Origin of the sequence: Streptomyces sp. NPDC101160 (assembly GCF_044768205.1) — a bacterium.
Taxonomy (GTDB): domain Bacteria; phylum Actinomycetota; class Actinomycetes; order Streptomycetales; family Streptomycetaceae; genus Streptomyces.
On the sequence record NZ_JBIWPJ010000005.1, the window covers coordinates 1 to 13,611 of the forward strand.

12 protein-coding genes are annotated in these 13,611 nt (G+C 75.1%); 6 read left to right on the forward strand and 6 right to left on the reverse strand.

What is annotated here, in order from left to right; genetic code table 11:
• Window positions 1–307: 307 nt before the first annotated feature.
• The 4 genes from ACIRSU_RS16320 to ACIRSU_RS16335 are packed head-to-tail and all read right to left on the reverse strand — an operon-like array spanning window position 308 to window position 5,184.
• Window positions 308–1,636, reverse strand: a complete 1,329-nt coding sequence (locus ACIRSU_RS16320; RefSeq protein WP_403792601.1) for an AAA domain-containing protein — start codon at window positions 1,634–1,636, stop codon at window positions 308–310.
• Window positions 1,633–3,216 (reverse strand): hypothetical protein, encoded by a 1,584-nt coding sequence (locus tag ACIRSU_RS16325; RefSeq protein ID WP_403792603.1) that lies wholly within the window; start codon window positions 3,214–3,216, stop codon window positions 1,633–1,635. Before ACIRSU_RS16325 ends, ACIRSU_RS16320 begins: the two co-directional genes overlap by 4 nt.
• Window positions 3,207–4,376, reverse strand: a complete 1,170-nt coding sequence (locus ACIRSU_RS16330) for a hypothetical protein (RefSeq protein WP_403792605.1) — start codon at window positions 4,374–4,376, stop codon at window positions 3,207–3,209. The genes ACIRSU_RS16325 and ACIRSU_RS16330 overlap by 10 nt, the downstream gene beginning before the upstream one ends.
• Window positions 4,294–5,184 carry a phosphatase PAP2 family protein gene (locus tag ACIRSU_RS16335; RefSeq protein WP_403792607.1) on the reverse strand — a complete coding sequence of 297 codons (891 nt, stop codon included), beginning with the start codon at window positions 5,182–5,184 and terminating at the stop codon, window positions 4,294–4,296. The genes ACIRSU_RS16330 and ACIRSU_RS16335 overlap by 83 nt, the downstream gene beginning before the upstream one ends.
• Before the next feature lie 156 nt (window positions 5,185–5,340).
• Here ACIRSU_RS16335 and ACIRSU_RS16340 point away from each other — a divergent pair, with 156 nt between their 5' ends.
• Window positions 5,341–5,934, forward strand: coding sequence for a histidine phosphatase family protein (locus ACIRSU_RS16340; protein WP_403792609.1), 594 nt, complete (start codon window positions 5,341–5,343; stop codon window positions 5,932–5,934).
• Between the two features lie 68 nt (window positions 5,935–6,002).
• On the opposite strand, the gene ACIRSU_RS16345 is transcribed toward ACIRSU_RS16340, so the two are convergent.
• Complete coding sequence (locus ACIRSU_RS16345; RefSeq protein ID WP_403792611.1) at window positions 6,003–7,346, reverse strand: tetratricopeptide repeat protein; 1,344 nt, start codon at window positions 7,344–7,346, stop codon at window positions 6,003–6,005.
• A gap of 500 nt (window positions 7,347–7,846) precedes the next feature.
• On the opposite strand from ACIRSU_RS16345, the gene ACIRSU_RS16350 reads away from it, so the two are divergent.
• The gene (locus tag ACIRSU_RS16350) at window positions 7,847–8,215 is read left to right on the forward strand and encodes a hypothetical protein (protein WP_403793597.1); all 369 of its coding nucleotides are present in this window, start codon (window positions 7,847–7,849) and stop codon (window positions 8,213–8,215) included.
• A 33-nt stretch (window positions 8,216–8,248) separates the two neighbouring features.
• On the forward strand, window positions 8,249–9,115 hold the full coding sequence (locus tag ACIRSU_RS16355; RefSeq protein ID WP_403792613.1) for a spermidine synthase: 867 nt from the start codon (window positions 8,249–8,251) through the stop codon (window positions 9,113–9,115).
• Window positions 9,116–9,192: 77 nt separating this feature from the next.
• Here the strand turns inward: ACIRSU_RS16355 and ACIRSU_RS16360 are convergent, their stop codons facing one another.
• Entirely contained in the window at window positions 9,193–9,756 is a 564-nt protein-coding gene (locus ACIRSU_RS16360) for a hypothetical protein (RefSeq protein ID WP_403792615.1), read from the reverse strand.
• Window positions 9,757–9,799: 43 nt separating this feature from the next.
• Between ACIRSU_RS16360 and ACIRSU_RS16365 the strand changes: the two genes are divergently transcribed.
• The 3 genes from ACIRSU_RS16365 to ACIRSU_RS16375 all read left to right on the forward strand — a co-directional run bounded on the left by ACIRSU_RS16365 (window position 9,800) and on the right by ACIRSU_RS16375 (window position 13,598).
• On the forward strand, window positions 9,800–10,510 hold the full coding sequence (locus tag ACIRSU_RS16365; RefSeq protein WP_403792617.1) for a response regulator transcription factor: 711 nt from the start codon (window positions 9,800–9,802) through the stop codon (window positions 10,508–10,510).
• Window positions 10,507–11,889: a sensor histidine kinase gene (locus ACIRSU_RS16370; RefSeq protein ID WP_403792619.1), complete on the forward strand. Its 1,383-nt coding sequence runs from the start codon at window positions 10,507–10,509 to the stop codon at window positions 11,887–11,889. The genes ACIRSU_RS16365 and ACIRSU_RS16370 overlap by 4 nt, the downstream gene beginning before the upstream one ends.
• 209 nt (window positions 11,890–12,098) lie before the next feature.
• On the forward strand, window positions 12,099–13,598 hold the full coding sequence (locus tag ACIRSU_RS16375; protein ID WP_403792620.1) for a cellulose binding domain-containing protein: 1,500 nt from the start codon (window positions 12,099–12,101) through the stop codon (window positions 13,596–13,598).
• Window positions 13,599–13,611 lie beyond the last annotated feature (13 nt).

Genomic DNA, 13,611 nt, shown 5'->3' on the forward strand with positions numbered 1-13,611 from the left:
GGCTCGGGGCGAGGGCTTCATGGCGTCCAGGTCACCCGGTGCTCCGCGAGGTGTGACAACACCGCGTGGTTCGCCTCCCAGCCGTCCGGGGCTGTTTTCATCGGCCGCCTCCGGCGGCGTGCCGGACTCCGTCCGGCGGCATCGCGGCTCGGGGCGACGTCCTTACGGCGTCCAGGTCACCCGGTGCTCCGCCAGGTGCGACAACACCGCGTGGTTCGCCTCCCAGCCGTCCGGGGCTGTATTCATCGGCCGCCTCCGGCGGCGTGCCGGACTCCGTCCGGCGGCACCGTGGCTCGGGGCGACGGCTTCATGGCGTCCAGGTCACCCGGTGCTCCGCGAGGTGTGACAACACCGCGTGGTTCGCCTCCCAGCCGTCCGGGAACTTGACCGTGACGCCGAGCTGGACCGGCTCCGTGGACGGGTGTTCGTCGAGGAGCTCGGTGACGCCGGCGCGGCAGACGACGATGCAGGCGTGGCGGTGGCGGGAGGTGAGGACGCAGAGGCGGCCGGTCTCCAGGTGGAAGGCGGTGGCGTCGGGGCGGCCGGAGAGGGGGTGGAGGACGACGGTGACGTCGTACTCGCGGCCTTGGAGGCGGTTGGCCGTGTCGACCGTGACGCCCGTGACGCCCACGTCCGCGAGCGCGGCGCGGATCGCGGCCGCCTGGTCGCGGTGGGCGGTGCCGACGGCGACGCGGTCCGGGGTGAGGGGGACGGGGTCGGGGGACCGCTCGCTGACCGCCGCGCCGCCGCGGTCGAGGAGGCGGCGGACGACCAGGGCGACCGCGTGGACGGCCTCCGGGTCGGTGCGCGGGGTGTGGCGGGCGGGGAGTTCGAGCAGGCCCCAGCCGGACTCGGCGGCCTCGTCCAGGACCCGGTCCGGCGCCGAGCCGTCCGAGGGCACGCCGAAGGAGAGCCTCCGGTCGCCGTGCCCCGTACCGCTGCGGAACGGCGTGTACGGGTAGAAGGCGTCGGAGACCAGCGGCGCGGCCGAGGCGGGGAGCCGCCAGGAGACCGGGAGGCGGTGCTGCGGCAGCTCCGGGTTGTGGGCCAGGAGGGTGGAGACGGCGGACGCCGACGGGTCGTACGAAAGCCCCGCCCACTGCTCCGCGCCCACCACCGAGAACGGGTCCAGCTGACCCGGGTCGCCCACGAACAGCGCCCGCTCGAACAGCCCCGCCACGGCGAGCAGCGCGTCCGAGCGCATCTGGTACGCCTCGTCCACGATCGCGTGCGCCCACGGCTCGACGTTCTTCACGTGCGCCCACTTCGCGGCGGTCGAGATCACCACCGGCAGCCCGGCGAGATCCGCCGGCTTCGACGACTTCCGTACGTGTTCGAGCTCGTCGAGCGCCTTGTCGTACGGGTCCGAGTCGTTCGAGTGCAGCCGGCCCACGCCGAGACCCGGCTCCTTCTCGGCGAGCCGCAGCACCAGGTCGTCGACCTGCGCGTTGGTCTGCGCGACCACCATCAACGGGCGTCCGGCAGAGGCCAGTTCGAGCGCGGCGCGGACGACGAGCGTCGACTTGCCGGCGCCCGGCGGCGAGTCCACGACCACGCCACGGGCGGTGCCGTGCAGGGTGTCGGCCAGGATCTCGGCCGTGGCCCGGGCGGCCTCGGCGGAGGGATCGAAGGTCACAGGATGTCCTCGGGCGTCGTGGCGTCAGGGAGTTCGGCGTCGTCGGTGCGCGGAGGGCCGCCGTGCGTCCACGGTGTGTCCTCCGGGTCCGGCAGCTTCGCGCCCGGCCGCTGGTCGTGCTCGAACAGCGTCCAGGTGATCCGCTCGCCCTTCTCCGGCACCGAGCCCTCCGCCGGCTCCTTCGACCGGCCCATCTTGTCCAGAAGCCGCAGCACGAGCGAGCCGTCCTCCTCCGCGTGCGCGAACTCGGCCGTCTGCGGCTTGCCGTCCAGTGAGCGGTACACCTTCACGCCCTCGGCCAGGTGCGGCCGGTCGTCCGTGCGGACGGTCAGGAGAGGACGCGGGCGGTTCTTCTCCGTGCGTGCCATCACGACTTCCGTGATCTCCGCGACGAACGCCTCGCCCGCCAGCCGCCGCCCCGCCATCACCAGCGGGTCGTCGAGCGCCTCCTGCGCCTCCAGCTGGCCCTGCGCCTGCTCGCGCGCCGCCAGCTTCTGCGCCGCCGTCACCGCGTCGTCGCGGCGCGGCTGCGGCGGCTCGCCCGCCGCGATGCGGTCCCGCTGGCCGGTGAACGACCAGCGGTCCCGGGTCCAGCGGTCGGCGACCCGCGCCCCCTCCGGCAGCTCCCGCAGCAGGCCGAGCGCCCGCCACACCGCGTCCCAGGTCGGCTTCAGCTGCGCGGCGATCAGACGCCGGATCTCCCGCTCGGCCACCGTCAGCGCGGCGAGCCCGTCCTCGGCCGCGCCGCCGTCCTCGGCCGCGCCGAGCGCCTGCCGGGCCCGGTCGTACGCCTCGACCGCGGGCGCGAGCAGCCGGTTGTCGAAGGCGGGGTCGGTCGCCGGCCCGGCCGGCGGGCACAGCAACTGCCCCTGCGCGTCCCGCCCGAGCTCGGCGCGCAGCGCCGCCTCCGCGCCGGACTCCCCCTCGCCGGGAGCGATCCAGGCGAGCAGCGCGCCCAGGTGCTGGTCCTCCAGGGACGACTGGCCCGTCGCCCAGTGCCGGTTCAGCAGGTCCGTCGCCGCCACGAGCAGCGAGGCGCCCGGCACCCGGGCCCGCTCGCCGAAGTGCGTCAGCCAGCGCCCCAGCAGCGGCACCCGGGGCGGCGCCGGGAACGGCGTCTCCGGGTCCTGCTCGGCCGTGCGGCGGAAGCGCGTCGACCGCCCGAGGAGACGTACGTACTCGATGCCGGCCCGGCTCGGCACCACCAACTGCGGTGCGTCCGCGCACAGTTCGACCTCGACCTTGACCTTCTTGCCGGTCTCCGGGTCGGTCTCGGACCGCTCGGCCGCCTCGACGACCCCGGCGAAGGAGTCGACGTACGGCAGGATCTCGTCGGCCAGCTCGGCGAGGAACGCGAAGCGCAGGTCCCGGTCGCGCGGCTGCGGCACGACGAGCAGCCGCGGCTCCTCCGGGTCGGTGCCGACCAGCGCCCCGAGCGGCGCGCCCGCCTCGCCCGACGTCGTCAACGGCACGAAGACGAGCGGCCGTTCGGACAGATGCCGGTGCCGCACGGTGGCGAGCGGCTGGGCCCGGCCGGCCTCGACGGCCTCCATCCGGGCGAGCGTGGAGATCAGCGACATGCCGACACCTCCGCGACAGCCCCCGCGCCGCCGGCCGCCGCCTCCAGCGCCTCGGCCCTCAGCGCTCGCGCCCTGCGCAGCGCGTCCACCGCCGGGTCGTCCGGGTCGCCGCTCTCGCCGCGGGCCGCCGCCAGGACCGCGCCGATCGTCGTCAGGCAGCCCAGCTCGCCGCGTACCGAACGGCCGAGGGTCGTCACCGCGTCCGCCGCGCGGGCGCGGGTCCGGCAGTGGAAGGCCAGTTCGCACGCGGAGAGGCACTCGGGGGCGTACGCGTGCGGCACGCACTCCACCGCCGAGGCCAGCTGCTCGGCCGAGCACTCGGCGACGTCGAAGGTCACGCCCTCCGGCAGCGCGTCCGCGATCTCCTCGATGCGGGTCAGCCGGGCCAGCTGGCGCCGGGTGACCGCGACCTGCTTGCGCACGTCCACCGCCGATCCCGTCGGCAGGTTGGAGAAGTCCTTCGGGCAGACGAGCAGCACCCGGTGCGCCACCGTCGCGCCCTCCGTGTGCGCCGCGATCCGGTCCAGGGCCAGCACGTACACCGCCGCCTGGCGGGCCGCCGCGCCGACCTTCGACGCGTCCGCCGCGCCGTCGATCATCGGGAAGGACTTGATCTCGACGACCGTCCACCGCCCGTCGGGGTGCACCACGACCGCGTCCGGCTCCAGGTAGACCGGGGAGCCGGCCACCTCCAGGGCCAGCATCGGGTGGTCGAGCAGCGCCCAGCGGCCCGCCGCCGTCGCCTCGCGCAGCGTGAGCGCGGTGCGGGCCGCCCGGCCCTCGGGCCCGGCCGCCGCCAGCTCCGGCACGTCCACGGTGCCGGGCTCCGTGATGCCGAGCAGGGCGAGCAGCTCCCGGCCGCCGTCGGCCTTCACCTTCGCCTCGAACGCGTTGCCCCGGGCGATCGCGTACTGCGACTGGCCGAACGACGACGGCGCGCCCAGCTTCGCCGCGAGAGCGGTCTTGTCGACTCCGGCGCCGTCGAGGATCGCGCGCCGCCTGCAGCCCGGGTTCGCGGCCAGGGCGGCCAGGGCGCGCGCGTCGAGCGGACGCGGCACGGTGGCCGGTCCGCGCAGCTCAGCGAGCCGATGCCGGAGCGTCGTCTGCGGCGGTGTGGTCTGCGGCGGTCGGTGCGGACCGCTGTCCAGGGATGCGCTCACCCGCGGAAGTCTCCCATCCGCCACTGACAAGCGGGGAGTTTCGCGGGGATTCGCCCCCGAAGATCCGGTCCGCGGGACGGCTCGCGAGACGGTCCGCGACCCGGCGCACGTACGGCGTGAGCAGCAGCGCCACGCCCATCACCGCCGCCCCCGCGACCGCGTCCAGGAAGTAGTGGTTCGCCGTGCCCATCACCACCAGCGCGGTCAGCAGCGGATACGCCACGCCGGCCGCCCTGACCAGCGGCGTCCGCCCGTGCCGCCACAGCACCACCCCGCACCACAGCGCCCAGCCCACGTGCAGGCTCGGCATCGCCGCGTACTGGTTGGTGAGGCCGCCGAGCCCGCGCGGCGCGCTGGCCTGCCCGCCCCACCAGCCATACGCGCTGAAGTGCGCCATCGTGTCGGTGAAGCCGTACATCGGGTCGAGCAGCCGCGGCGGGCAGGTCGGCATCAGCGCGAAGCCGACGAGACCGAGGAGGGTGGCGGTCATCAGCCAGGTGCGGGCGGCCAGATAGGCGGCGGGACGGCGGCGGAACAGCCAGACCAGGACGGCCGGTGTGACCAGGTAGTGCAGGGAGGCGTAGGCGAAGTCGGCGGGGATGCCGAGCGCGGGGGTCGCCGTGAAGAGGCGGTTGAGCGGGTGCTCGAAGTCGATCGCCAGCCACTCCTCGGTCCGCAGGATCCCGAGGCCGTGGCCGACGGCGTCCGAGACGTCCCCGGTGGCGAACAGCCGCCCGGCGGAGTAGGCCGCGTACACCGCGGCGATCAGTATCAGCTCCAGCCACCAGCGTGGTCTGCGCCCGGGCATGCAAGGTCCCCCCACTGTTCCCCCACTCGTTCCTGATCGTGGGAGGACGCGGTCCGGGGCCGGGAGGTTGCCCGCCGGTCACCGGGAATTCGGGTGGGCGATGATGGACAGGCACCCGTAAGGGGACCCGTACCCGTGAACACCTGGAGAGTCTCCATGGCACCGCGCATCCTGCTCGCCCGGCACGGCCAGACCGAGTGGTCGCTGCTCGGCCGGCACACCGGCAGGACCGACATCCCGCTGCTCGACGAGGGCCGGCGCGGTGCGAAGCTGCTCGGCGAGCGCCTCGCGCGCGGGCCGTGGCAGGGACTCGACGGCGTCGAGGTGCGCACCAGCCCCCTGGTGCGGGCCAGGGAGACCTGCGAGCTGGCCGGCTTCGGCGAGCGGGCGACGGACTGGGACGCGCTGATGGAGTGGGACTACGGCGCGTACGAGGGCCTGACCCCGCCCGAGATCCAGAAGCTCCAGCCCGGCTGGTTCATCTGGCGCGACGGCGTGCGCGACGGGGAGACGATGGCCGAGCTGTCGGCCCGTGCCGACCAGGTCGTGGAGTGGGCCCGCTCGGCCGACCGGGACGTCCTGATCTTCGCGCACGGCCACATCCTGCGCTCGATCGGCGCCCGCTGGCTCGGCGAGGACGTCTCCTACGCCGCCCGCATCCGCCTCGACCCGACCAGCCTGTCGGTGCTGGGCTGGGCGTACGGCGCCCCCGCGATCGAGCGCTGGAACGACACCGGGCACCTGGAGTAGGCCCCTCGCGCGCGAGTCGTCCGTACGCGGCTCAGTACGCGGCTCAGTGCGCGGCGATCGTACGCGGCTCAGTGCGCGGCGATGAGCCGGCGCGTCTCCGACAGCATCCGGCGGATCCGCGCGGACTCGACGCCGTCCAGGGACGCCTCCACCCGCCGTACCTCCGCCGCCGCCTCGTCGGGCCGGCCCGCGTGCGCGAGGTCGGTCGCCAGCTGGGCGCGGTAGAGCGCCAGGTTGCGGGCGAAGTGCGGGTCCTGGAGGAGGGTGGCGCGCTGGGCGTGCCGGGCCGCGCGGGTCCAGTCGCCGAGCAGCGACCAGCACTGGGCCTCCAGGGCCTCCATCTCGGGCTCGCCGAAGAAGGACATCCACTCGGGGTCCTCGTCGGCGGTGCCCCGCGCGAAGTGGGTGTGCGCCCGGCCGAGGGCCTGCGCGCAGGAGGACCGGTCGCCGAGCCCGGCCCACGCCCCGGCCTCGCGCAGGCTGAGCAGCGCGAGGAGCCGGGCCGAGCCGAGCGGCTGGGCGGCGCGCAGTCCGGCCTGCGCGGCCCGTACCGCCTCCCGGTACCGCCCCGAGTCGCGGGCCAGGAACGAGGTGTTGCAGAACGCGTGCGCCTCCAGGGCCGCGTCCCCGGCCACCCGTGCGGTGGCGAGCGCCTCGGCGTAGTGGGAGCGGGCGTCGTCGAGCCGGCCCGAGTCGTGGGCGAGCCAGCCGACGGAGATGGCGAGTTCACCGGCGCCGTTGTGCAGCCGGTCGGCGGTGGAGCGGCGGGTGGCGACGCCCGCGTCGAGCAGGGCGTAGGCGGTGCGCAGCGGCTGGGTGGCGCGCTGGTAGAGGCCGTCGGCGCCGTGCCGGTCGTCGAGCAGCCGGATGTTCCGTACGGCGTCCTCGACGGCGCGGACCTCGGCCTCGCCGACGCGGTGGACGCCGCGGGGCGCCGGGATGGTGACCGCGGGGACGGCGGCGGTCCTGGGGGCGCTGGTGTGGGGGGCGGCGATCGCCGCGGCCGGGCCGCAGAGGCCCAGCGAGGCGGTCGCCACGGTGGCGGTGCCGCCGGTCATGAATGCGCGACGCAGCACGTCGCTCTCCTCATCGTTCCGGGTGGTGATGGCGAGGGGCGGCGGTGCCCCGGCCGCCTCGGCGGCCGACCGCCGGCCGCGAACGGCCTCCCGCGCCGAGAACCCCAGGTCCGTAAGGCCCAGTCCGGGGAACATGTGCAGGAAGACCCGCTCGTACGCGTAGTTCGGGCAGCGGATCTCGCCCGCCTCCACGCGCCCGATGTAGCGGGCGTCGCATGCGACCTGCTCGCCGATCTCCCGCGCCGCCCGGCGGACGAGCGCGGCGAACTCCGCCGGTGAACGCTGTCCGCGGAGTCTGCGGAAGGCGAGGTTGGGAACTGCCCGTGACAACGCCATGGCCGAGCCCTCTCCTGGTGCTGCCGGTGTTCCGGCGGCAAGAACGTACCTGCTGTGACCGGCCGCGCACGCAGAGTTTGGCAACAAATCGGATATCTCGCCCGCGATCTGCCATGAACTGCCATCCTTTGCGGCGGCGTGCCGCCGTAGCCGTTGACGCGTACGGGCGTTGAACCAGGGTGTGGAGACGCGGCGCAGCCGGACCGCGTCTCCCGCTTCGGAGCGAGGAGGGTTCCATGGTGGAAACCGGAGCCGTCGGGCCGGTCGCCCAGCCGTACGCCGGGCCGGCCGTCCAGCCGCCGGTCACGCAGCCGTACGCCGGGCCGGTCACGCAGCCGTACGCCGGGCCGGTCGCGCAGCCGTACGCCGGGCCGGTCGCATCGCAGTCGACCGAGCGGCACGCGCCCACGCCGGACGCCAGCGCGTCCTTCGCGACCCACGCCGAGGCCGGGTCGGGGTCCGGGCCGGGCAGCTCGGGCGGGTCCGGGGAGGCCTGCGACCTGGTGACCGTCCCGGCCCGGCAGGGTCTTGAGGCCGTGGACATCCTGCGCCGGGCCGACCGCCGCGGCGTCGCGCCGGCGGTCGGCCCGGTGCTGCACGACGGCGCCTGCGACACGCTCGGATTCCTGGTGCCGCCCGGCACGGCCGCGGCCTGGGACATGCCGGGCAGCGCCTGTACCCGGACCGACGGGCGCGGTCTGCGCCTGCCGGACCCGCCCGAGCTGCCCGGCCCGGACGGGGCCACCCCGCGTCCCGCCGACTGGCTGCTGCCGCCCGGTACCGGCGGCGAGGTCACCGACCCGGTGATGCTGCGCGAGGCCCTCGGCCAGGCCGCCCGGCTGATCGAGGCGGCGGACGGCTGCCGATAGGGCCCACTCGGTACATCCGCTGATAATGGGCTCGTGGCAAGGAACAAGCAGCGGGAGCGGGCGGCCGGGGCCGCGGCGGTCGTGGAGACCGTCGACGGCGGGCTCGCCGAGCTCATACCCGACCGGGAGCGGCCGCGCGGCTGGACGCTGCTCATCGACGGCGCCCCGCAGTCGCACGTCGACCTCGACGACCCCGCGCACCTCACCTTCGAGTACCAGCGGCGCCTCGGCCACATCGCCGACCTCGTCGCCCCGCCGAACAAGCCCGTCCAGGTCGTGCACCTCGGCGGCGGCGCCTTCACCCTCGCCCGGTACGTGGCGGCCACCCGCCCCCGCTCGACGCAGCAGATCGTGGAGCTGGACGGGCCGCTCGTGCAGCTGGTGCGCCGTGAGCTGCCGCTCGACGCCGGCGCCCGGATCCGGGTGCGCTCCACGGACGCCCGCGCCGGGCTCGGCAAGGTGCCGGACGGCTGGGCCGACCTGATCATCGCGGACGTGTTCAGCGGGGCCCGCACCCCGGCGCACCTGACGAGCACGGAGTTCCTGGCGGAGGTACGGCGGGTGCTGCGGCCCGGCGGCTTCTACGCGGCCAACCTCGCCGACGGCCCGCCGCTGGCCCATCTGCGCGGCCAGATCGCCACCGCCGCCACCGTCTTCCCCGAGCTGGCGCTCACCGCCGACCCGACCGTGCTGCGCGGCCGCCGCTTCGGCAACGCCGTACTGCTCGCCTCGGACCGGGAGCTGCCGGTCGCCGAGCTGACCCGGCGGGTGGCGACCGATCCGCACCCGGGGCGGGTCGAGCACGGGCGGGCGCTCGCCGACTTCACGGGCGGCGCGGCGCCGGTCACCGACGCGAGCGCGAAGCCCTCACCCGTACCGCCGGCCGCGGTCTTCCGTTAGCCGGACAGCGCGTTCGGTCGGACCGTGCGTGCGGTCGGACCGTGCGTGCGGTCAGCTGGTCCGGTCAGCTGGTCCGGTCAGACCGCGCGTTCGTCGATCTCCACGCGCGGCGCGGTGTCGTGCCACACGCAGAAGACGGAGATCTCCCGGCTGTCCTTGGTGAAGGTCACCCGGATCCAGGTGGGCTGCTTCCACACCTGCATCTGCCAGCCCGCCTCGGGCGTCGCGTTCACCAGCTCGGCCGAGGAGGGACCCAGGTCGAAGACGGCCCGGCCGCCGTCCGTCCCGTAGCTCTTCACGCTGCCGCTCGTGCTCGCCGGCGGCTTCGCCGTGGCGGTGCGGCGCGGCGGGGGAGTGGTCGCCGCCTTCGACGGGCGGGCGGTGCTCGGGGCGGCCGTCGGGGCCGGGGCGAATGGTGACGGGCTCACGGGGGCGGTGGCCGAGGCGGCGGTGCCGACCTCGCCGGTGCCGGACGCGCCGGACGCGCCGGAGGTGCCGGACGGGATCGGCAGCGCGAGCGGCGGGTCGTACACCGTGCCGGCCAGCACGGTGTGCACGCCCCACCAGGACAGCGAGACCGCCGCGCCCGTGGCGAGCGACCACGCCAGCACGTGAACCAGTCCTCTTCGCATCGCGCACATCCTGCCATCCCCGGTGTCCCCCGAATGGCGTACGGTGCCGCCCATGGCAAGTGTGCTCGTGGTCGAGGACGACCAGTTCGTGCGCTCCGCCCTCATCCGGCACCTGACCGAGGCGTCCCACACCGTGAGGAGCGTCGGCACGGCCCTGGAGGCGTTGCGCGAGGTCGCCCATCTCCGTTTCGACGTGGTCGTCCTCGACCTCGGACTGCCCGACCTGGACGGCGCCGAGGCGCTGAAGATGCTGCGCGGGATCACCGACGTGCCGGTGATCATCGCCACCGCCCGCGACGACGAGGCGGAGATCGTCCGGCTGCTCAACGACGGCGCCGACGACTACCTCACCAAGCCGTTCTCGGTGGAGCACCTGTCCGCGCGGATGGCGGCGGTGCTGCGCCGCGCCCGGTCCGGCGCGGGCGAGGCGGCGCCGTCGCGGGAGCTCCGGGTCGGCGGGCTCGCCATCGACCCGCTGCGCCGGCAGGCGTCGCTCGACGGGGCGGCGCTCGACCTGACCCGCCGTGAGTTCGACCTGCTCGCCTTCCTCGCCGGACGGCCCGGCGTGGTCGTGTCCCGCAAGGAGCTGCTCGCCGAGGTGTGGCAGCAGGCGTACGGGGACGACCAGACCATCGACGTCCATCTGTCGTGGCTGCGGCGGAAGCTGGGCGAGACGGCCGCGCGGCCGCGCTATCTGCACACCCTGCGCGGGGTGGGCGTGAAGCTGGAGCCGCCGGGCGGGAGACCGGAGCCGGCGCGGTGAGATGGGCGCTGGTCAAGGTGGCCCTCGCGGTCACCGTCATGGTCGTGGTCGCCTTCGCCGTGCCGCTCGGGCTCGTCGTCAAGGAGATGGCCCGCGACCGGGCGTTCTCCAACGCCGAGCGGCGCGCCGCCGGGCTCGCCCCGGTCCTCGCCATCACCACCGACCACGAACAGCTCGAACGGGCCGTCGCCACCACCGACGACGGCGCCGAGGGCCGGCTCGCCGTCCATCTGCCCGCGACGCCCGGTGAACCCGGCGGCAGGGGCGAGGAGATCGGCACCCGGCGGGCCGGCGACGACGACCTCGCCACCACCCGGGCGCTCGGCCGCGCCACCATCGCCGAGGTGCCCGGCGGTTCGGTGCTGCTCCAGCCCACGGCCGTCAGCTCCGGGCAGGTCGCCGTCGTCGAACTGTTCGTCCCCGAGGGCGAGGTGAGCAACGGCGTCGCCACCGCCTGGCTGGTCCTCGCCCTGGTCGGCGTGGCCCTGATCGTCGGCTCGGTCGCGGTCGCCGACCGGCTCGGCGTCCGCATGGTCCGGCCCGCCCAGCGGCTCGCCCGCGCCGCCCACGAACTCGGCGAGGGCCGGCTCGGCGCGCGGGTCCGCGAGGAGGGGCCGCCCGAGCTGAAGTCCGCCGCCGTCGCCTTCAACTCGATGGCCGACCAGGTCGTGCAGCTCCTCGCCAACGAGCGCGAGCTCGCCGCCGACCTCTCGCACCGGCTGCGCACCCCGCTCACCGTGCTCCGCCTCAACGCGGCCTCGCTCGGCTCGGGCCCGGCCGCCGAGCAGACCCGGGCCGCCGTCGAGCAGCTGGAACGCGAGGTCGACACCATCATCCGTACGGCCAGGGAGGCCAAGCCGCAGACCGGGGTGACGGCGATCGCGGCGGCCGGCTGCGACGCGTCCGAGGTGGTGCGCGAGCGGATGGACTTCTGGTCCGCGCTCGCCGAGGACGAGGGCCGCAAGGTACGGGTCGCGGGCGTCGAACGCCCGGTCCGCATCCCGGTCGCCCGCCCCGAACTCGTCGCCGCGCTCGACGCGCTGCTGGGCAACGTCTTCCGGCACACGCCGGAGGGCACTGCCTTCTCCGTCGACCTCCACAACGGCGACGACGCCGTCATCATCCTGGTCTCCGACGCCGGCCCCGGCATCCCCGACCCGGCCGCCGCGCTCGCCCGCGGCGCGGGCAGCGGCCGCGACGGCTCCACCGGTCTCGGCCTGGACATCGTGCGCCGCATGGCCGAGTCGACGGGCGGCGACGTCCGCATCGGGCACTCGGTGCTCGGCGGCACGGAGGTACGGATCTGGATCGGGCTCGACGGCCGCGGGGCCGGTACGGACGGGGGCCGTCGCGGGCGCCGTCGTGGCCGGAAGGCGTGACGCGCCCGGCCCGCGCCGGCCCGCCCCGGTCCACCCGGGTCCGCCCTTGGTCCTGCCCGGTCCGTCCCGCCCAACCTTTCGTGCGTCCGATGCCTTCCTTAAGCGGACCCTAAGAATCCCAACCCGGGCCCCGTCCCGGGCATTTGTCCGTTTCCCGCTCGCTAGCGTGCTGCCGCATCCCACCCCCGGTAGGCAGAGGCAGGCACGCGATGGGCAGCAGCAGTACGCACCGGCGCAGGACGAGCGGCCGGACCAAGGCCGTCGGAGCGGTCGTCGCCGCGGCGGTCGTCGGCGGCGCGGCGTTCGCGCTCACCGGCACCGCGCAGGCCGCGGCCGTCGGCGCCGCGTACACCAGGACCAGCTCCTGGACCGGCGGCTACACCGGCCAGTACGTCGTCACCAACGAGACCTCCAGCGTCCAGTCGGGGGGCTGGACGCTGGAGTTCGACCTGCCGGCCGGGACGACGATCTCCTCCCTGTGGAACGGCGAGCACACCGTCTCCGGCCGGCACGTCACCGTGACGCCCGCGAGCTGGAACAAGGAGCTCGCACCCGGCCAGTCCGTCACCGTCGGCTTCGTGACCTCGGCGGGCGGCGGCGCGGCGGGCGACCCGGCCAACTGCCTCATCAACAAGGCCACGTGCTCGGCCGGCGGGCCGACGCCCACCCCGAGCGGCCGCCCCACGACGCAGCCGACGCCGCCCGCCCCGACTCCCACGAAGACGGCGACGCCCGCTCCCACGAAGACCGCGACGCCCGCCCCGACGACCCCGGCCCCGACCGCGCCGCCCACGACGCCCCCGGCGCCCTCCACCGGCGGCGCAAGGTACGCCCCGTACGTCGACACCTCGCTCTACCCCGCGTACGACCTCCTCGGCACCGCCGACCAGACCGGCGTCAAGGAGTTCAACCTCGCCTTCATCACCTCCGGCAGCGGCTGCGCCCCGCTGTGGGGCGGCGTCACCGACCTCGGCTCCGACAAGGTCGCCGCCCAGATCGGCGCCCTGCGGGCCAAGGGCGGCGACGTCCGGGTCTCCTTCGGCGGTGCCGCCGGGCGCGAGCTGGCGCAGGCCTGCTCCACGGCCACGGCGCTCGCCGGTGCGTACGGCAAGGTCGTCGACCAGTACGGGCTCACCAAGGTCGACTTCGACATCGAGGGCGCGGCCCTCCCGGACACCGCCGCCAACACCCGCCGCGCCCAGGCCGTCGCCCAGCTCCAGAAGGCCCACCCCGGCCTGAACGTCTCCTTCACCCTGCCGGTGATGCCGGAGGGCCTGACCCAGCCGGGGGTGGACCTGCTCGCCGACGCGAAGCGGAACGGCGTCCGCGTCGACTCCGTCAACATCATGGCCATGGACTACGGCCCGGCCTACAGCGCCGACATGGGCACGTACGCGACCCAGGCCGCGACCGCCACCCAGGCCCAGATCAAGGGCGTGCTCGGCCTGTCCGACGCGGCCGCCTGGAAGGCCGTCGCCGTCACGCCGATGATCGGCGTCAACGACGTCAGCTCGGAGACCTTCCGCGTCGACGACGCCACCCAGCTGGTGGACTTCGCGAGGTCGAAGGGGATCGGCCGGCTGTCGATGTGGTCGGCGGCCCGCGACAAGCAGTGCGCGTCGGGCGCGGTGACCTACGCGGACCCGACCTGCTCGTCGATCCTCCAGCAGCCGCTGGCGTTCACGAAGGCCTTCGCCGCGTACAAGTAGCCACCAAGGCCCC

Coding starts and splice junctions, on each gene's coding strand:
- ACIRSU_RS16375 (WP_403792620.1), top strand. CDS start 12,099: ATGGGCAGCAGCAGTACGCACCGGCGCAGGACGAGCGGCCGGACCAAG.
- ACIRSU_RS16340 (WP_403792609.1), top strand. CDS start 5,341: ATGGCACCGCGCATCCTGCTCGCCCGGCACGGCCAGACCGAGTGGTCG.
- ACIRSU_RS16360 (WP_403792615.1), bottom strand. CDS start 9,756: ATGTGCGCGATGCGAAGAGGACTGGTTCACGTGCTGGCGTGGTCGCTC.
- ACIRSU_RS16365 (WP_403792617.1), top strand. CDS start 9,800: ATGGCAAGTGTGCTCGTGGTCGAGGACGACCAGTTCGTGCGCTCCGCC.
- ACIRSU_RS16325 (WP_403792603.1), bottom strand. CDS start 3,216: ATGTCGCTGATCTCCACGCTCGCCCGGATGGAGGCCGTCGAGGCCGGC.
- ACIRSU_RS16335 (WP_403792607.1), bottom strand. CDS start 5,184: ATGCCCGGGCGCAGACCACGCTGGTGGCTGGAGCTGATACTGATCGCC.
- ACIRSU_RS16345 (WP_403792611.1), bottom strand. CDS start 7,346: ATGGCGTTGTCACGGGCAGTTCCCAACCTCGCCTTCCGCAGACTCCGC.